The sequence below is a fragment of the Litoreibacter ascidiaceicola genome, assembly GCF_900129235.1.
Classification (GTDB): Bacteria; Pseudomonadota; Alphaproteobacteria; order Rhodobacterales; family Rhodobacteraceae; genus Litoreibacter; species Litoreibacter ascidiaceicola.
Genome location: NZ_FQUV01000006.1, coordinates 161,472 through 179,614 on the forward strand (window position 1 = coordinate 161,472; position 18,143 = coordinate 179,614).

An 18,143-nucleotide genomic window follows, 5' to 3' on the forward strand; every position below is an offset into this window, starting at 1 on the left:
GAGTGTCTCCCAGTTGGTTTAGTTAAAAGCGGTTTTTCCGCAATTATATCGGCCCCTCTACAGGGCGATTCGTTTTACATCTTATCAACAGCAGCGTCGCCGATGTTATCAACTCCGCGTTCCTGCAGAAGATTTGTCAGCCAGTCCGGGTCCATTTCAGGTACGGAGCTTAGCAAAAGGTCGGTATAGGCGTGGTGCGGCGGCTTGAACATTTCCTTCTTGGGGCCTTGCTCAACCACGTCGCCGTCTTTCATCACCACGACTTCATCAGCGATGGAGCGGACGGTGGCCAAATCGTGTGTAATGAACATGTAGCTCAAGCCCAACTCGTCTTGCAGCTTGGCAAGCAGTCGCAGAATTCCCTCGGCGACAAGTTGATCCAAAGCGGATGTCACTTCGTCACAGATGATAAATTGCGGTTCCGCGGCCAGTGCGCGCGCGATGCCGATACGTTGCTTTTGGCCACCCGAAAGCTCTGACGGTAGGCGATTGAAATACTCTGTCGGCTCCAGCTCGATCTCGGCCAGCAACTCCTCGACACGCTTGCGCTTTTCGCGGCCTTTAAGGCCCATGTAGAACTCGACCGGTCGCCCGATCGTCTCACCAATGCTTTTGCGCGGATTGAGGGCGGTATCAGCCATTTGATAGATCATCTGCGCTTGGCGCAGCTGGCTTTTGTCGCGCTGCTTGTAGCTTAATGGAAGTTGTTGGCCGTCAAACTCAATATGGCCAATGCGAGGAGGAAGTAGCCCTGTGATGCAGCGCGCCGCGGTTGATTTGCCAGAGCCGGATTCACCGACAACAGCCACAGTCCGACCTGCGTGAATATCAAAACTTACATCATGCAGCACGTCGACGGTGCCATAGGCTGCGGTTACGTTGCGGACGCTGACGACAGGTGTGGCATTCACGTTGATTGCCGGCTTTGCGGGGCGCTCAAAGCTGCGGACCGCCCAAAGCGACTTGGTATAATCCTCTGTCGGCGCGGTAAGCATGGTGCGCGTGTCAGCTTCTTCGACTTCGTCACCTTTGAGCAGAACTTTGATCCTATCCGCCATCTGCGCGACCACAGCCAAATCATGCGTGATGTAGATCGCGGCCGTGTCGAACTGCTCGACGATGTCGCGGATCGAGGCGAGAACCTCGATTTGGGTTGTCACGTCTAGGGCCGTTGTCGGTTCGTCAAAGATAATCAGATCAGGACGACACGCCATCGCCATTGCTGTCATTGCCCGCTGAAGTTGTCCACCAGACACCTGATGCGGATAGCGGAAGCCGATTTCTTCGGGGCTTGGCAGGCGCAGGCGGCGGTAAAGCTCGATACCATCAATTTCGCTTTCGGCACGGCTGGAGACGCCATGCTGAACAGGACCTTCAGTGTGCTGGTCGATCAGCTTATGAGCCGGGTTGAAGCTGGCGGCGGCAGATTGCGCGACATAGGCAATCCGTTTGCCAAGCAGCGAACGTTTTACCGAAGCGGATGCCTTTACCAGATCAACGCCGTCAAACTCGACCGAGCCTTCACTGATCCGTACGCCATCGCGTGTGTAGCCCATTGCAGCAAGCCCGACCGTGGACTTACCGGCACCGGACTCGCCGATCATGCCCAGCACTTCGCCCTTTTTCAGATCAACGTCGATACCGTTGATAATCGGGTTCCATGTCTCGTCAGAGCGACCTTCGATCTTCAGGCCACGAATTTTTAGCAGCAGATCGCTCATTCTTTTAGCCCCGATGATTTATGAAGCATCCAGTCGACCACAAAGTTTACAGCGACTGTTAGCAGGGCGATAGCGCCAGCCGCCAACAAGGGCGTAACGGCGGCATTCGGCGCGAACGACGCGTAGTTGATGAACGGTGACAGGTCACGCACCATGGTGCCCCAGTCGGCCTTAGGTGGTTGAATGCCGACACCAAGGAAGCTGAGGGACGCAATTGTGAGGAACACAAAGCAAAAGCGTAATCCGAACTCGGCGAGCAGCGGTGCCAAGGCATTTGGCAGAATCTCGCGGAAAATCAGGTAGCCCATTCCTTCGCCGCGGAGTTTCGCGGCTTCGATATAGTCCATGACGACGATGCTTTGCCCGACCGCGCGCGACAGTCGAAAGACACGCGTGCTATCGATCACGGCAATGATGAAGATCATGTAGATGGTGACCAGCCAAGCCTCGCTGCCCGCCCAAGCGGTGGCGATTGTCATCAGCAACAGCGAAAAGATCAGGGACGGAATTGCCATAAGTGCATCGACCATCCGAGAGAGCAATTGGTCCAGCCAGCCGCCTAACACCGCAGCAAGAAAGCCCAAGGTGCCGCCCAGAATAAAGGCTAGACAGGTGGTAATGAAGGCGATGCCGACCGTGTTCTGCGCGCCGTAAATAAGCCGGCTGAGAATATCCCGACCAATCTGATCGGTGCCAAGCGGATACTCCGGATTGCCACCAATTGCCGGATCGCCACCAGCGACGACATTCGCCGCACCTAGAATTTCTTCTTGGCCGTAAGGGGCGATGAGGCCAGCGAAGATCGACACGATTGCATAGACAATGATGATCATCACGCCAAAGGCAGCGGTGAGCGGCATGGAGCGGAACAGCTTTTTGCTATTCTCTGACCCGACGTTGCGAAACACTGTGCGAAAGACCCAGGCCGCCGCCGCAAAGCCAAGCAATCCGATGATAGCCCAGCGAAAGAAGATCACGCCTGCTGACGGAATTCCGTCAACGGCTTTGGGCTGGAAAAAGTACCAAATGCTGAGCAGTAGCGCCGCTGCTGCGAACACATAGCCGAATGCGACGCTCAGCGGCATGTCGCGGAAGTAGGGCTTGTTGTCCGTTGCTTTTTGCGTGGCAAACCGGAAAACCCAAGCGATCGCAAGAATGACGAGAAGCCCGCCAAGGATCCAAACAAGTGCGTTCATTTGGGGTGCCTCAGGCGTGGGTTTGAAATGATGGACAAGACGTCAGCCGTCAGGTTGAGCAGGATGTAAACAGCCGCAAAGATCAGGCAGCAGGCCTGCACTACCGGGATATCGCGGATTTTGACGCTGTCGACGAATAGCTGGCCGATGCCCGGATAGACGAAGACAACCTCCACTACGACAACGCCGGTGACGAGGTAGGCAAGGTTCAATGCAACAACGGTGATGATCGGCGCCAAAGCATTTGGCAAAGCATGCTTCACGATTACGCGCATCGGTGAAAGACCTTTTAGCCGCGCCATTTCAATATAAGGCGAAGCCAGAAGGTTGATGATGGCGGCGCGTGTCATGCGCATCATTTGTGCCGTGACTGCAAGTGTAAGCGTCAACGCGGGCAGCATGGTTTTATTCAACCGGTCACCGAACTCCATCCCCGGAAAGATGTTGGACAGGGATGGGAACACCGGATTCAGAACTGCAAGAAACAAGATCAGGATATAGGCCAGAAAGAACTCCGGGCTGGAGATCGCTGACAGCGTCGATACGTTCATCGCTTTGTCGAATGCGGTATTGCGGAACAGCGCTGTCAAAATGCCGAGCGTCACAGCAAGGGGAACCGAAATCGCGGCACTCACCCCGGCAAGAAACATGGTGTTTTTCAGTCGGGGAATGATTTGGTCGAAAACAGTGACGACGTCGCCACCCGTGCTCGAGCCCGTGAACGACTGAAACAAGGCTTGGGACATTGGTATGCCAAGATCGCCCTGCACTGCACCAAGAAGCCACTTGAAATACCGGGTCGGAGGGCTCTCGTTCAGGCCCAATTGGTTGCGAATGGCTTCAACGGCTTCAGGCGTTGCACCTTGTCCAAGAATAGACTGTGCAAAATCACCCGGCAGGGCATTCACGGCGACGAAAATGATTATGGAAACAGCGAAGAGCGTTGCGATCCCTAGCAACAATCTTTGGAGGATAATCCCTAAAAGTCCAGCCACAGGCTTTCTACATCCCAACAGTTTCCCAGAGTACGCGAGACTAGCGGTTGCTCTTGATCTGTAAACCCGTAACACCGAATTAGGTTATTTTTGTATTCCTAAGGTCTCATTTACGCGTAAACGGCGCGTAAATCGTCCATGGTGCGCACAAGTTCAGCAGTGATGGCCGGCTCGGATAGCGCGTGTCCGGACGCTTTAATCATCCGCAAGTCGGCCTTCGCCCATCCATCAGCCAGTCGATATGCGGAAATAGGCGGGCAAATCATGTCGTATCTGCCTTGAACGATCACGGCAGGAATATGCTCGATTGCCTCCCGGTTCGAGAGAATCTGGCCATCGCTTTCCAGAAAGCCCTGATTGGTGAAATAGTGGTTCTCCAAGCGGGCGAAGGCACGGGCATATTCTGCCGGAGCATCGCCAACGGGATGTGAAACGGTCAGGGCCGCAAGTGCATTTTCCCATCCAGCCCAAGCACGCGCGTATCGGGATTCAAGGGGTATGTCTCCTGAGAACAAGCGTCGCTGATAGGCCGCGATCATGTCGCCCTGCTCGTCCTCGGGAATAAGATCCGCGAATTTGGACCATTGTTCGGGGAAGAATAGCCCCGCGCCGCCACCGTAGAACCAGTCCAACTCTGCCTGCGTCATCAAAAACACGCCGCGAAGGACTAGATGTGCCGCTCGGTCAGGATGGCTTTGGGCATAGAGCAGCGACAGCGTAGCGCCCCAACTGCCACCAAAGACAATCCATTTTTCAATGCCGAACCGTGCGCGGATCAACTCGATATCGCGGACCAAATGCCACGTAGTGTTGTTCTCGACGCTGGCATGCGGGCGTGACCGGCCGCAGCCTCGCTGGTCAAACAGAACTATACGATATGTGGTCGGATCAAAGTAACGCCGCATTGCGGGAGAACATCCACCGCCCGGCCCGCCGTGCAAGACAACAACCGGAATACCGTCCGGATTTCCGCATTGCTCGACATAAATCCGGTGGCCATCGCCCACGTCCAGCATCTGCTGGTCGAATGGGTCAATCGGTGGGTAGAGATGTGCCACCGCGCGGTTTTGTCCTGACGATCTGTCCATAGAGCCCTATATAGTTTGTTGAGCGCTGGGTACCATGCCCGAAAATGACCAAGTCAAAGATGAGTCTGCACATGAATACGTCTACCGTCGACCCCTCGGAAATCGCAAAGTTCGAGGCCATGGCTGCCGAATGGTGGGACTTGAACGGCAAATTCAAGCCTCTTCATATGCTCAACCCGTGCCGTCTGGACTACATCACCAGTCAGATATCAGCCGAGTTTGATCGCGATCTGGATGCGCCGGTACCATTTAAGGGCCTGCGCATTCTGGATATCGGATGCGGTGGCGGGCTGCTTTCTGAACCCATGGCGCGACTTGGTGCGGACGTCGTAGGGGCGGATGCCGCGGGTGGGAATATCCCGGTCGCTCAAGTACATGCAGCGCAGTCCGGGCTGGAAATCGACTACCGTCACACAACTGCCGAAGCGATGGCAGAGGATGGTGAGCAGTTTGACGTCGTTCTGAATATGGAAGTTGTCGAGCACGTATCCGATCCGCTGGCCTACCTCACCGCGTGCAAAACGTTGTTGAAGCCGGGCGGTCTGATGGTGTGCTCGACGATCAACCGCAATCCGAAAAGCTTCATGATGGCCATCGTTGGCGCGGAGCATATTATGCGCTGGTTGCCCAAAGGCACCCATGAGTGGAACAAGTTTATCACGCCGGATGAGTTGTTCGAGCTGATCTCAAATGCGGGGTTAAACCCCGTAGATCGCAAAGGATTCGTATTCAACCCGATCACTTGGAGCTGGTCGCTGTCTGATCGTGACTTGTCTGTAAATTATGTCACAGCCAGCGTTAAGCCCGCTTAGTCATCCGCAAGGCTGCGGCGCAAGTCGCGCAAAACCGGAACGGCGTCCCGAACCCTGTCAGCACCCACGCGTTCGATGATCTTCAAGATGATCGGGGCAATTGACTCCAATGCGGTATCGCGCGCGCGGCGTCCTGCTGGGCTGATCACCACCTGCTTGCGCCGTGCGTCGTCCCAGTCTGGTGAAACGTGGATGTGACCGGCCCATTCCAGCTTTGCGAGTGTGTTGGTCAACGCCCCACGGGTGAGCGCAAAGCTTTTGGCCAATTGCGCGGGGGTTCTGGGCTCGGTCAGTTGGTAGAGGTGGTTCAACATTGTGAAGTGGGACAGTTCCATCCCCTTGGGCAGCGCTTTGCTCAACTTGCTACGGGCAAGTTGGTCGGCCATAAACAGCTCGCTAAACAGCGATACTGCGATTGGATCTTGGGTCTCTGCCATAAGTCAAATCGTATAGGGACGGTCATGAGTTAGGGAAGGGACACGCTGTCGCGCCCTCGCAACGTCGTCCAGATCGATCTCTGCGCAAACCATACCGGGATCGGTCCCTGCGTCCAGAATAACTTCCCCCCACGGGCTGATAACAATTGAATGCCCATGCGTTGACCGAGATTTCCCCTTAGATGCTTGGTGTTTGCCAGTTTGGGCAGGCGCGATCACGAAACAACCTGTTTCGATAGCGCGGGCGCGCAGCAGGCTTTCCCAATGTGCAGCACCCGTTATGGGGGAGAACGCGGCTGGAACCGTGATAATTTGCGCACCTGCATGCGCCAGATCGCGGTAAAGCTTCGGGAACCGCATATCATAGCAGATCGACATACCAATTTTGGCAAACCCCGCGTCAGCTACCACCGCACGATTACCGGGCCGATACCCTTCGCTTTCGCGATAGCTTTCGCTTTCGGATATCTGCACATCAAACATATGGATTTTGTCGTACCACGCCTCGATCCCTCCCTTGGGGTTGATCAGAAAGCAGCGATTGGCAAAACGCCCGTCAGGATCGTCGGTTTTCAGCCCAAGCGAGCCAATCAGCAGCCAGATACTATGCTTGGCTGCCGCAGCCCTCAGCGCTGCCAAGGTTGGATCGTCATCCTGATGGGACAGAACCTGCATCTGATGGCTGCGGCTTGTCGACACGCAGTTGGTCACCTCCGGTGTCAATATGAACTCCGCCCCGTCGGCCACGGCGTCTTCAATCAGCGACAGCGTGACGGGCAAATTCGCGACAGGGTCGTCGCATACATTGAGCTGGAGGAGAGCGATTTTCATGCAAGTAGCGCGTCGAGTTTGCCGGCCCGATCCAGAGCGTTGAGATCGTCATACCCACCGATATGCTTATCGTTAATGAAAATCTGGGGCACAGTCCGGCCCCCGTTGGCCCGCTGGATCATCGCAGCCTTTTCGCTGCTGTCGCGACCTACGTCTGTTTCGGCGTAGGAAACGCCTTTCTGGGCCAATAGCCGTTTCGCAGCGTGGCAGTAGCCGCACAAAGAGGTCGTGTAGATTTCAATATTCGCCATGTGGCTAAGTCCTTCGTCACATTGTGTTTGCGTCTTATCTAGTCATCTTTCGACACCCGCGCTAGGACCAGCACGTCAACTTGCCGCGCGCCCGCTGAAATGCACGCCTCGGTACAAGCGGCGAGCGTCGCCCCCGATGTCATGACATCGTCGACCAGCAACACCGAACGGTCTTTAAGCAGTTGGCCTCTTTTATGGTGTGGAACAATTGCCCCATCGAGCGAGGCAAAACGCGTATCGCGCGATTTTCCATCCATCGTTTCTGTGGCGCGGGGCCTGTGCAAAGCGTCTGGCAAATAGGTCGCATTCAGCGACCGCGCCAAAATTTTTGCGATAAGGGCTGACTGATTGTAGCGGCGCTTGAGTTGCCGCAACCAGTGAAGCGGAACAGGAACGATGAGTGTGCCCATTTCAACGGGCGGTGCGACGCGCGCCATCCACCGCGCCGCGGGTCGCGCAAGATCCGTGCGATCGCCATGCTTCAGGCGTAAAACAATGTCGCGCCCCTTCCCGCGATACATCATCGCCGCCGCGCCGCGGTTCCATGGCCGCGCAATGGTCATGCAATCATCGCATTGCATGTCTGTGCCGCGATCTTTGCCAGGGAGCGGTAAGCCGCAACTGCGACACGTGAGGCCATGAATGAAATGCGTTTCGCGCCAACATTCGCCGCAAAGCGACAGATCGTCCTCTACCGCTGCGCCACATGTGAGGCATTGTGGCGGGTAGATCAGCCTCAGGGCGGATTGCAATTTCATACCATTCCTCTAAGTAGCGGCGTCTTAGCCACAGGAGTTTTTCATTGTCCCAACCTCGCCTCCTCACTGACCGCGCGGCGCTGCTTCGGCAGCGTGCACGGGCGGAGCAGCAGGGCTCTGCGATGTTCCTGCACGACGAGGCGCTGTTTGAGGTTCAAGAAAGGCTGATTGACGTTAACAGGTCGTTTACGTCCCCCGCGATTGTTACGGGGCATCCGGATTTCTGGGCGAAAGCTTTCCCCAATGCACGGATTGTGCCGGACGAAGACACCTTGGCGCTGGAGCCTGAGGCGCATGATCTGGTTATTCACGCAATGTGCCTACACTGGTCAAACGACCCTGTCGGTCAGCTGGTCCAGTGCCGCCGCGCTTTGAAATCCGACGGCTTGTTTCTTTCGGCATTCCTTGGTGGCCAAACGCTTTCCGAATTACGGGCCGCATTGTCGGAGGCCGAAGTCTCCCTGACCGCCGGCCTGTCGCCCCGCGTGGCACCGATGGGTGAAATTCGTGACTTGGGTGGTTTGCTGCAACGCGCCGGGCTTGCATTACCGGTCGCAGATAGCTCCAAGCGCACTGTTAGCTACAGCTCTCCAATGGTCCTGCTTCATGACTTGCGGGCGATGGGCGAGGGCAACGTCTTGTTTGACCGCCAGAAAACCCCGCCACCGCGTGATCTGTTTGCGCGCATGGCACGTATCTACTCCGACAATTATAGTTCTGAACCAGATCGGGTGGCGGCCACGTTCGAGATGATATTCCTGACCGGGTGGGCTCCTTCCGAAACGCAGCAAAAACCGTTGCAACCCGGGTCGGCCACCACGCGATTGGCGGATTTTCTAAGCACGCCCGAGTTGGGATCAGATGCAAAACCCGTTAATGGGGACAAGGATCAATAGAAATGAATATGATGAACCCGACACCCTTGCCTTACGCAGACGCAGACCACCCTAAAGTAAAATTCGGAAAGATTGGCGTCCTCGTTGCCAACCTTGGCACGCCTGATGACTACACATATTGGCCGATGCGCCGCTATTTGAACGAGTTTCTATCCGACAAGCGTGTTGTGGATATCGCGTCGTGGAAGTGGCAGCCATTGCTACAGCTGATCATCCTGACGCGCCGCCCTTTCGCGTCCGGCGAGGCTTACAAAAGCATCTGGAACCATGACAAGGGCGAGAGCCCGTTGTTGACGATCACCAAAGAACAGACCGCAGCGATCAAGGCGTCAATGCACGAAAAATACGGCGACGCCGTCGAAGTAGATTTTTGCATGCGCTACGGCAATCCGTCGACCAAATCAAAGGTTAAGGAACTGATCGCTAAGGGCTGCGACAAGATCGTGTTTTTCCCGCTATATCCCCATTACGCGGGAGCAACCTCGGCCACTGCAAATGACGAGTTCTTCAGAGCTTTGATGCAGGAGAAATGGCAGCCGTCTGCCCGCACTGTTCCAGCATATTTCGAGAACGAGGCGTATATTGACGCGCTCGCTCACTCGGTTGAACGCGCGTATGAGGGAATTGAGCGGCCGGATATCTTGGTCTGTTCCTATCACGGAATGCCAATCCGCTATTTAATGGAGGGCGATCCCTATCACTGCCAATGCCAGAAAACGACGCGTCTTTTGAAGGAGCGTTTAGGCTGGGCGGATACCGAAATCACTACGACCTTCCAGTCTGTTTTTGGCCGTGAGGAATGGCTAAAACCTTACACCGTTGAAGAGGTGGCTCGTTTGGCGGAGGCTGGCAAAAAGAAGATCGCTGTGATCGCCCCTGCATTTTCTGCCGACTGCATCGAGACGCTGGAAGAGATCAATGAAGAGATTAAAGAAAGCTTTGAAGAAGCCGGTGGCGAGCAGTTCACCTATATTCCATGCCTCAACGACGAGTCAAAGCACATCGCAGCGCTGACCCAGATCATTGAAGATAACCTGAAGGGTTGGGTCTAGTTCATTCTGGGGGTCACGGGGCGACCCTCATAAATGTTGCCATCGACCTTGATGCGGATAAACCCGTTCTCAAGCGCCTTGACGAAAATACCCTGAATTGAAACGCAGCTGCCAATTGTCACTGTACGTAGCATTTTAACTTCCCCCAAAGTTATTCAGGCGGAGTTTAGCCAGCTTTTTCATCTATGCCACCAAATATTTTTTCAATTTGACGCAGGTGTTAAGTCTATAGCCAGTCACGTAAAATGGGTATCAATGGAATATCTGCCGGTGGCATAGGATAGTTTTTCAATGCGTTGGGACGCGCCCATTCCAAGGTTTGGCCTTCTTGGGGCGTCGTGATACCTTCCCACTTCCTGCAGGCAAACAACGGCATGAGCAAATGAAAATCGTCATAGCTATGGCTGGCGAAAGTCAGTGGGGCGAGGCAGCTTTGCCAGGTGTTAATGCCCAACTCCTCCTGCAGCTCGCGGATTAGCGCATGTTCCGGAGTTTCACCGGGTTCGACCTTGCCACCGGGAAACTCCCACAGACCTGCCATGGATTTTCCTTCGGGGCGTTGGGCAAGTAACACTCTGCCATCCGCGTCAATGAGTGCGACGGCAGAAACCAATACAGTTTTCACGATCGGTAATCCGCGTTGATCTCGATATAGCCATGGGTCAGGTCACAGGTCCAAACGGTGCTGTGTCCCGCTCCAATTCCCAAATCGACGCGGATAAGAAGGTCTTCACCTTTCATATGTGTCGCGGCATCCGCTTCCACATAGGTCGGCGATTCCCAACCGTTTTCTGCAACCAGCACGTCACCGAACCAGATCGAAAGCCGGTCGCGGTCAGCCTGTGCGCCGGATTTACCAACTGCCATAACGATACGACCCCAGTTCGGGTCTTCCCCCGCGATGGCGGTTTTGACCAAGGGCGAGTTTGCGACAGACATTGCGACCTTGCGGGCTTCGCCATTGTCGGCTGCACCTTGAACCTGAATTTCGACAAACTTGGTCGCCCCTTCACCGTCACGCACGACCTGATGCGCAAGGTCTTTCATCACGACGCCAAGCGTGCGTTCAAACGTTTCGTTATCCTCGACATCCGCGCCGGATGTGCCGGTCGCGGCAACCAACAGGCTGTCAGAGGTGGACGTGTCGCTATCCACGGTGATGGAATTGAAGGTATGCTCGTTCTGGCGCGACACCATGTCTTGCAATCCTGCTTGGCTGATCTTGGCGTCAGTAAAGATATAGACAAGCATCGTCGCCATGTCGGGCGCAATCATGCCGGATCCTTTGGCGATACCAACGACCGTTACCTCGATGCCGCCAATCTCGCAGGTGGCCGTAGATCCTTTCGGGAAAGTATCAGTGGTCATAATCGCGCGCGCCGCGTCTTCGATACGGTTGGAATCAAGCGATTGCGACAAGGCGCCCAAAGCGTCGGTGATTTTTTCGTAGGGAAGCGGTTCGCCAATCACTCCAGTGGACGAGGTGTAGACGTGCGAGGAGGGCAGGTTCAGGGCTTTTGCTGTTGCGTTTGTAATGGCGTTAACCGCCTCAACCCCAACGCGGCCAGTGAATGCGTTCGAGTTGCCGGAGTTCACAAGAAACGCGAAGCCTTTGCCATCATCTTCGACGCGGCCCAATTTCGACTGACAGTCGAGCACCGGTGCCGAGCGTGTTGAAGATCGCGTAAACGCACCGGCAATCGCGCTTCCAGCGTCAATTTCAGCCAGCATCACATCTGTACGGCCTGCATATTTGACACCGGCAGCGATGGTCGAAAAGCGTACGCCGTCGATCACGGGTAGCTTGGGAAAGCCCCCCTTGGGTGCAAGGGGGGATACTTTGGTGATCTTGGCCATGGTGATGGACCTTTTGTGCCAGTTACTTTGACAACAGGCCTACATCGCGGATGGCAGCTGGATCAACCTCAACCTCAGTGCGGGATACGGCTGCAGTGTCGGTAAGGCGGGTAATTTCATCATCGATTGCCTTGGCGCGAAGCTCGCGCTCGATCTCGTCGCGGACATCGTCCAATGCAGGCGCTTCTTTCACACGGCTTTCGTTGCGCTTGATAACGTGCCAGCCGAACTGGGTTTGGACGGGTTCGGATACCGTGTCATCTTCCATCGCGACGACCGCTTGTTCAAAGGCAGGCACCATCGCACCCTTGCCGAACCATCCTAAGGAGCCACCACTTGGGCCACTTGGGCCGGTGGATTTTTCTTTCGCCAGTTCGGCAAAATCAGCACCATCTGCAAGCATCGTAACCAGCTCTTTGGCCTCATCTTCGGTCTCCACCAGAATGTGGGACGCGTTGAATTCCATATCCGGCTCACCTTCGGCGAAGCGTTCTTTGTAGACTGCTTCAACAGCCGCTTCATCAAGATCGGCAGTACCGATCTTCGCAAGCAACTCACCCGCAAGGAATGCGCGGATTTCGTTTTCCTTGCTCAACTCTATCGCGCCGGAAAGGTCTTTCTCCATTTCTTGGCTCAGGGCCGTTTGCTGAATCAACTGCTCAAGAATTCCGTCAAACAGAACAGCGTCTTCGAGTTGCTTGTATTGCTCTGGCAGGCGCTCCTGCAGCGCGATCATGTGGCCGAGCGTGATGTCCGTGCCGTTTACAGTCGCCATTACGGTCGTTGCATCTTGTGCAGCCGCAGGCATTGCGACGGTCACAGCAAGGCCGGTTGCACGAAGAAGTGTTGAAAATTTGCCCATATTACCTGTCTCCTCAGGGGCCGCACGGGGGCGCGGCGTTGACACTATCAGACACGGCCCTTACATCGCCAAGAGGTTTGAGGCGCGTCTTGTCTTGGCAGTCGAGATATGGTGCGACGGCCCTAGGGGCAAGGTGAACCTACACACGAATTTGTCAGCCATCACAAAAGGCGCGGAAATATGCTCGGTTTGGGAACCATTACGAAAAAGGTGTTCGGAACGCCGAATGACCGCAAAGTAAAGGCCGTCCGCCCGCTGGTCGCTAAGATCAATGCGCTGGAGCCCGAATTCGAAGCCCTGAGCGACGACGAAATCAAGCAACGTACCGAGCAGCTTTCGATGCGGGCGCAATCCGGTGAGAAACTGGATGACCTGCTTCCGGAAGCCTTTGCAAACGTCCGCGAAGCGGCCCGCCGCGCGCTGGGCCTGCGGGCGTTTGACACCCAGATAATGGGCGGCATTTTCCTGCATCAAGGCAACATCGCCGAAATGAAAACTGGTGAAGGTAAAACGCTTGTGGCGACCTTCCCCGCGTATTTGAATGCGCTGTCGGGCAAGGGCGTTCATATCGTTACGGTCAATGACTATCTGGCCAAACGCGATGCGGAATGGATGGGCAAAGTCTATGCTGCGCTGGGTCTGACAACGGGTGTGGTTTATCCGCAGCAGCCGGATTCCGAAAAGGGCGCCGCCTACGCTGCTGACATTACCTACGCAACAAACAATGAGCTGGGCTTTGATTACCTACGCGACAACATGCGCTCGAACCTCGCCGAGATGTCTCAGCGCGGCCATAACTTCGCGATTGTCGATGAGGTTGACTCGATCCTGATCGACGAGGCCCGCACGCCCTTGATCATTTCCGGCCCATCCGATGACCGATCCGATCTGTATCTGACCATCGACAAACTCATCCCGGAGTTGACCGAAGAGCACTACAAGCTCGACGAGAAAACCCGCGTCGTTACTATCACAGATGCTGGCAACGATTTCATCGAAGTTCGCCTGCGCGAGATGGAACTGCTGCCGGAAGAGCAATCCCTTTACGACCCCGAAAGCACCTCCCTTGTGCATCACGTCACCGAGGCTTTGAAGGCGCATAAGGCGTTTCATCGGGATAAGGATTATATGGTTCGAAACAACGAGGTTATGCTTGTTGACGAATTCACCGGCCGCATGATGGCTGGACGTCGCCTGTCCGGTGGTCTGCATCAGGCCATCGAGGCCAAGGAAGGGTGCCCCATCCAGCCTGAAAATATCACGCTGGCTTCTGTGACATTCCAGAACTACTTCCGACTCTATAACAAGCTGGCCGGCATGACCGGCACCGCTGCGACCGAAGCAGAAGAATTTGCCGAGATTTACGGTCTGGGCGTGGTCGAGATGCCTACCAACAAGCCCATCGCCCGTATTGACGAGCATGACGCGATCTACCGGACGGCGAAGGAAAAATACGAAGCCATCGTCGAAGAGATCAAGAAGGCTCACGAAACTGGCCAACCCGTTCTGGTCGGTACAACTTCCATCGAAAAATCGGAGTTTCTGTCCCAGCTTCTGGAACAAGCAGGCGTTCCACATAACGTCCTGAACGCGCGTCAGCACGAAAAGGAAGCCGAGATTGTTGGGAACGCCGGTACCTTGGGTGCGGTGACAATAGCGACAAACATGGCGGGACGCGGGACTGATATTAAACTTGGCGGCAACGTTGAGATGAAAATCATGGCAGCTTTGGAAGCGGACCCTGATGGGGATCCCGAAGCGATCCGCTCCCGTATCGAGGAAGAACAGTCCAAAGCCGAAGACGAAGTGAAGGCCGCTGGCGGCTTGTATGTTTTGGCCACAGAGCGTCACGAGAGTCGTCGTATCGACAACCAGTTGCGTGGTCGCTCCGGTCGTCAGGGTGACCCTGGTCGCTCCAGCTTTTTCCTGTCGCTGGAAGATGACCTGATGCGCATTTTCGGCTCTGAGCGTTTGGACAAAATGCTGTCCACATTGGGCATGAAAGAAGGCGAAGCGATTGCGCACCCGTGGGTTAACAAATCGCTGGAAAAGGCGCAGGCAAAGGTCGAAGGGCGTAACTTCGATATTCGGAAACAATTGCTGAAATTCGATGACGTCATGAATGACCAGCGCAAGGTCATCTTTGGCCAGCGCATGGAAATCATGGAAGCCGAGGACATTGGCGAGATCGCCCAAGACATGCGCCATCAGGTGATCGACGATCTGGTTGACCAGTTTATCCCCGCCAAAAGCTATGCCGACCAGTGGGACATGCAGGGGCTTTATGTCGCTGTGATGGAAACCCTTGGAATGGACCTACCAGTCATCGCTTGGGCCGAGGAAGAAGGCGTCGACGATGGTGACATTCGTGAACGCCTTTATGACGCGTCCGACAAGTTCATGGCGAAGAAAGCTGCTGACTTCGGTCCAGAGCAGATGCGGAACATCGAAAAGCAGCTGTTGCTGCAAACAATTGACGGTAAATGGCGCGATCACCTGTTGAAGCTGGAGCATCTGCGTTCGGTCGTGGGCTTCCGCGGCTATGCACAACGTGATCCGTTGAACGAATACAAAACTGAAAGCTTCCAGCTTTTCGAAAGCATGTTGGATAGCTTGCGTGTCGATGTCACTGAAAAGCTGTCAAAAGTGCGCCCGCTAAGCGAGGAAGAGCAAGAACAGCTGATGAAGCAGTTCCTAGCACAGCAAAATGGCGGCCAGCCCGTAGCTGAGCTGGAAGCGGAACACGAAGGTGTTGCTGCTCCGGGCTTCGACGAGAACGATCAAACGACATGGGGCAACCCCGGGCGCAACTCACCCTGCCCTTGCGGGTCGGGTAAGAAGTTCAAGCACTGTCACGGCGAACTCGGTTAAGGGTAAAACCCAACTGTTTCGTCGGGGCAAATTTTCTGCTACGCTAAAATTCTATTGCAACGAGAATACTCGGCAAGGCAGGTAAATGAGCAGAATTTTGACAGGCGCAGCGCTGGCTGCGTGGTTTGGTATTGTATCCCCGACACATGCAGACGGAATAGCCGCGGCGATTACGCCGCCACGGCCGAACGTTTTGCTTCCGTCACCAGAGCTTCCGCACGATGTTGATGAAACGCTTGTAACATTCACCACTGCGATAGCTCCATTTGCGGAGCATCAGGACCCCGTCACGGAAATTGTCGCAAGGCAGGCTAACATCTCCAACTTTGGCACGGCATGTGGGTCGTCTCTGAGCATAACGACCAAGCCGGATGCAATGTTAAACGTCCGGGTTTCTGAACCTTGTTTGCCTTATGATGTCGTGCGGATTGAGCATGAGAACCTTGCCTTCACGCAACCAATGCCCCTCACGGGTGAACTATCGTTTTTGCTTCCCGCGCTTGATGAGCATGCCGAACTAAAAGCGGTTTTGTCGGATGGCACTGTTCTGACCGCAGCCGCCCATGTGCCAGATGCGCAAAACTTCGCCCGCGTGGCTTTGCAATGGAGCGGAGCCGATCCGGGTGAGTTGGTGGCGAAGGTTCCGAAGGTTTTGGATGGTCAGGTTTTTCATCTGGGGCAGTCGCTTGATATAACTGGCGCCGTTTTACAGGTCTTTTCAAGCCGGATAGGCGACAGCGCAGCCTCCGGTGTGGTCCGCTTGTCGATGCAAGCAGCGGTAACTGCAAACAACTGTGAAGCTGGCCATGCGGCACGCGTACATCGAACGGTGCCGGGCGAGCCGACTTCAACCTACGATCTGACCTTAAAAGGGCCAGGATGCGGGGCAGTTGGTGAAAGTCTGGAGTTGAAAAATATCCTTCGAGACCTGAAACTCGCGGGAAACTAAGGCGGAAAAACACGTGCACTTTTTACGGCGCAGTTTATGGGCGGCAATCTGGATTTGCGCGTCCGCGATGACGGCGTCCGCAAATGACGTGAAGCTGACGTCACGCGATGGTGCGATCCAGATTGAAGGGACCCTGCTCACTTACGATGGCGAGTTCTATCGTGTTGAAACAATCTATGGGCCACTGACGTTGGATGGTCAGGGCGTGACATGCGACGGCCCTGGTTGTCCCGACTTAAACGCATTTGTTGCAAACATTCGACTGTCGGGCGCTGACCGGATGGCTGACGTTCTTATTCCTGCAATGATTCAGGCTTTCGCGATGCGGAAAGGGCTTTCGGTAACGCGTGAGGTGACGAATGACCGTCAGTCCACTTTCGAGCTTAAGGACAGCGAGCGGGTGCAGGCGCGGTTCGAGTTGTCATCAGGGACTACCGCGGAGGGGTATGCAGACCTAATTGCGGAGGAGGCGGACATTGCCTTGGTCTTGCGTGAGCCGCGCAGCGCCGAAATCGCGATGGCACGTAGCGCGGCCTCGGGTGATTTGCTGAAAGGACGGCGTGCCCGTGTCGTGGCTTTGGATGGTGTTGTGGCTATTACCGCACCGGGTCTGCAGCTGCGCAGTATTTCCTTGGAACAAATGGCCGCCGCATTGTCAGGCAGCGTGAAGCGTTGGTCGGACATTGGCGGCGCGGATATTCCGATCATCCGTCACCTTCCGAAGCCGGAATCGGGGCTCTTGGAGACATTTGAAGACCGCGTATTGCGCCCGAATGCGGTACCCATCGCGGAAGGTGCGACGCACCATGAATTTCTGGAAGATCTGGCAGACGCTGTGGCGGGCGATACCTTTGCGATTGGCCTGACAACGCTTAGCGAGATTGGAAATGCAATTCCCCTTCAGGTAGCCGGAAGTTGCGGGTTCGAGACCAACGCGACGCTCTCTGCTTTGCGTTCGGAGGATTACCCGCTCACATTGCCCTTGATGCTCTATACACCAGCGCGTCGCTTGCCGCTGATCGCACGCGAGTTTCTCGACTTTACCCAAGATCCAGCCGCTGATCTGGTCATTCGCAGGGCAGGCTTCGTGGATCAGGCAATCACCAAAACAAGGTTTGATGATCAAGGTGACCGGCTTGCCCACGCAATTTCGCAAGCCGGACTGGAAGTCACATTGGATAACTTGCAAGCTATGGTCGAGGCGTTGCGCGACCGAGATCGTCTTTCGACCACATTCCGGTTCACAGGTGGCACCCGCCTTGATGTGCAGTCACAAGAAAACATCATCCGCCTTGCCCGCGCGATTGAAACTGGTGCGTTCAATGACCAAGATTTGTTGCTCGCCGGATTTAGTGACGGCGACGGGCCAGCGGAACCCAATCTGATCTTATCACTGAAACGAGCGAAGACGGTTTTGCGCCTGCTGAAAGAGGCAGCGCCGGACGCGGATTTCAAGCGCCTGAAACTCCGCACAGACGCATTTGGCGAGGCACTACCGATGGCGTGTGATGACACGGATTGGGGAAGGGCCATCAACCGTCGTGTCGAAGTTTGGGTGAAATAGAGC

The 18,143-nt window shown here is 55.3% G+C and carries 18 protein-coding genes; 6 read left to right on the forward strand and 12 right to left on the reverse strand.

The genetic code is table 11. The features are described 5' to 3' along the window. Positions 1-74 precede the first annotated feature (74 nt). The 4 genes from BUB72_RS13600 to pip all read right to left on the reverse strand — a co-directional run bounded on the left by BUB72_RS13600 (position 75) and on the right by pip (position 5,000). Positions 75-1,721 (reverse strand): ABC transporter ATP-binding protein, encoded by a 1,647-nt coding sequence (locus BUB72_RS13600; RefSeq protein ID WP_073144730.1) that lies wholly within the window; start codon positions 1,719-1,721, stop codon positions 75-77. Continuing rightward, positions 1,718-2,917 carry an ABC transporter permease gene (locus tag BUB72_RS13605; protein WP_073144732.1) on the reverse strand — a complete coding sequence of 400 codons (1,200 nt, stop codon included), beginning with the start codon at positions 2,915-2,917 and terminating at the stop codon, positions 1,718-1,720. The genes BUB72_RS13600 and BUB72_RS13605 overlap by 4 nt, the downstream gene beginning before the upstream one ends. Then, on the reverse strand, positions 2,914-3,912 hold the full coding sequence (locus tag BUB72_RS13610; RefSeq protein ID WP_073144734.1) for an ABC transporter permease: 999 nt from the start codon (positions 3,910-3,912) through the stop codon (positions 2,914-2,916). The genes BUB72_RS13605 and BUB72_RS13610 overlap by 4 nt, the downstream gene beginning before the upstream one ends. A 110-nt stretch (positions 3,913-4,022) precedes the next feature. Further along, positions 4,023-5,000 (reverse strand): prolyl aminopeptidase, encoded by a 978-nt coding sequence (gene pip, locus BUB72_RS13615; RefSeq protein WP_073144736.1) that lies wholly within the window; start codon positions 4,998-5,000, stop codon positions 4,023-4,025. Positions 5,001-5,044: 44 nt separating this feature from the next. On the opposite strand from pip, the gene ubiG reads away from it, so the two are divergent. Then, positions 5,045-5,812 carry a bifunctional 2-polyprenyl-6-hydroxyphenol methylase/3-demethylubiquinol 3-O-methyltransferase UbiG gene (ubiG, locus tag BUB72_RS13620; protein WP_245814855.1) on the forward strand — a complete coding sequence of 256 codons (768 nt, stop codon included), beginning with the start codon at positions 5,045-5,047 and terminating at the stop codon, positions 5,810-5,812. On the opposite strand, the gene BUB72_RS13625 is transcribed toward ubiG, so the two are convergent. From BUB72_RS13625 to BUB72_RS13640, 4 genes are read right to left on the reverse strand one after another with little or no spacing between them, the layout of a single operon-like run. Continuing rightward, complete coding sequence (locus BUB72_RS13625; RefSeq protein ID WP_073144741.1) at positions 5,809-6,249, reverse strand: MarR family winged helix-turn-helix transcriptional regulator; 441 nt, start codon at positions 6,247-6,249, stop codon at positions 5,809-5,811. The two genes, ubiG and BUB72_RS13625, sit on opposite strands and share 4 nt — an antisense overlap. 3 nt (positions 6,250-6,252) lie before the next feature. Beyond that, on the reverse strand, positions 6,253-7,080 hold the full coding sequence (locus BUB72_RS13630; RefSeq protein WP_073144743.1) for a carbon-nitrogen hydrolase family protein: 828 nt from the start codon (positions 7,078-7,080) through the stop codon (positions 6,253-6,255). Further along, positions 7,077-7,331 (reverse strand): glutaredoxin 3, encoded by a 255-nt coding sequence (gene grxC, locus BUB72_RS13635; protein WP_073144745.1) that lies wholly within the window; start codon positions 7,329-7,331, stop codon positions 7,077-7,079. Before grxC ends, BUB72_RS13630 begins: the two co-directional genes overlap by 4 nt. A gap of 38 nt (positions 7,332-7,369) precedes the next feature. Then, positions 7,370-8,089, reverse strand: coding sequence for a ComF family protein (locus tag BUB72_RS13640; RefSeq protein ID WP_073144747.1), 720 nt, complete (start codon positions 8,087-8,089; stop codon positions 7,370-7,372). A 44-nt stretch (positions 8,090-8,133) separates the two neighbouring features. On the opposite strand from BUB72_RS13640, the gene BUB72_RS13645 reads away from it, so the two are divergent. Continuing rightward, complete coding sequence (locus tag BUB72_RS13645) at positions 8,134-8,985, forward strand: methyltransferase domain-containing protein (RefSeq protein ID WP_073144750.1); 852 nt, start codon at positions 8,134-8,136, stop codon at positions 8,983-8,985. Positions 8,986-8,987: 2 nt separating this feature from the next. Continuing rightward, positions 8,988-10,037 carry a ferrochelatase gene (gene hemH / locus BUB72_RS13650; protein ID WP_425435169.1) on the forward strand — a complete coding sequence of 350 codons (1,050 nt, stop codon included), beginning with the start codon at positions 8,988-8,990 and terminating at the stop codon, positions 10,035-10,037. Here hemH and BUB72_RS18870 read toward each other — a convergent pair. The 4 genes from BUB72_RS18870 to BUB72_RS13665 all read right to left on the reverse strand — a co-directional run bounded on the left by BUB72_RS18870 (position 10,034) and on the right by BUB72_RS13665 (position 12,756). Next, positions 10,034-10,171 carry a hypothetical protein gene (locus BUB72_RS18870; protein ID WP_175549167.1) on the reverse strand — a complete coding sequence of 46 codons (138 nt, stop codon included), beginning with the start codon at positions 10,169-10,171 and terminating at the stop codon, positions 10,034-10,036. The two genes, hemH and BUB72_RS18870, sit on opposite strands and share 4 nt — an antisense overlap. A gap of 92 nt (positions 10,172-10,263) precedes the next feature. Next, a complete protein-coding gene (mutT, locus tag BUB72_RS13655; RefSeq protein ID WP_073144753.1) occupies positions 10,264-10,662 on the reverse strand; it encodes an 8-oxo-dGTP diphosphatase MutT in 399 nt (132 codons plus the stop codon). Further along, positions 10,659-11,894: a bifunctional glutamate N-acetyltransferase/amino-acid acetyltransferase ArgJ gene (gene argJ / locus BUB72_RS13660; RefSeq protein WP_073144755.1), complete on the reverse strand. Its 1,236-nt coding sequence runs from the start codon at positions 11,892-11,894 to the stop codon at positions 10,659-10,661. Before argJ ends, mutT begins: the two co-directional genes overlap by 4 nt. Before the next feature lie 22 nt (positions 11,895-11,916). After that, positions 11,917-12,756, reverse strand: coding sequence for a peptidylprolyl isomerase (locus tag BUB72_RS13665; protein WP_073144757.1), 840 nt, complete (start codon positions 12,754-12,756; stop codon positions 11,917-11,919). A gap of 180 nt (positions 12,757-12,936) precedes the next feature. Between BUB72_RS13665 and secA the strand changes: the two genes are divergently transcribed. The 3 genes from secA to BUB72_RS13680 all read left to right on the forward strand — a co-directional run bounded on the left by secA (position 12,937) and on the right by BUB72_RS13680 (position 18,140). Then, positions 12,937-15,627, forward strand: a complete 2,691-nt coding sequence (secA, locus tag BUB72_RS13670; protein ID WP_073144759.1) for a preprotein translocase subunit SecA — start codon at positions 12,937-12,939, stop codon at positions 15,625-15,627. 85 nt (positions 15,628-15,712) lie between these two features. After that, entirely contained in the window at positions 15,713-16,576 is an 864-nt protein-coding gene (locus tag BUB72_RS13675; RefSeq protein WP_073144760.1) for a hypothetical protein, read from the forward strand. 67 nt (positions 16,577-16,643) lie between these two features. Then, a complete protein-coding gene (locus BUB72_RS13680) occupies positions 16,644-18,140 on the forward strand; it encodes a phosphate ABC transporter substrate-binding/OmpA family protein (protein ID WP_073144763.1) in 1,497 nt (498 codons plus the stop codon). Positions 18,141-18,143 lie beyond the last annotated feature (3 nt).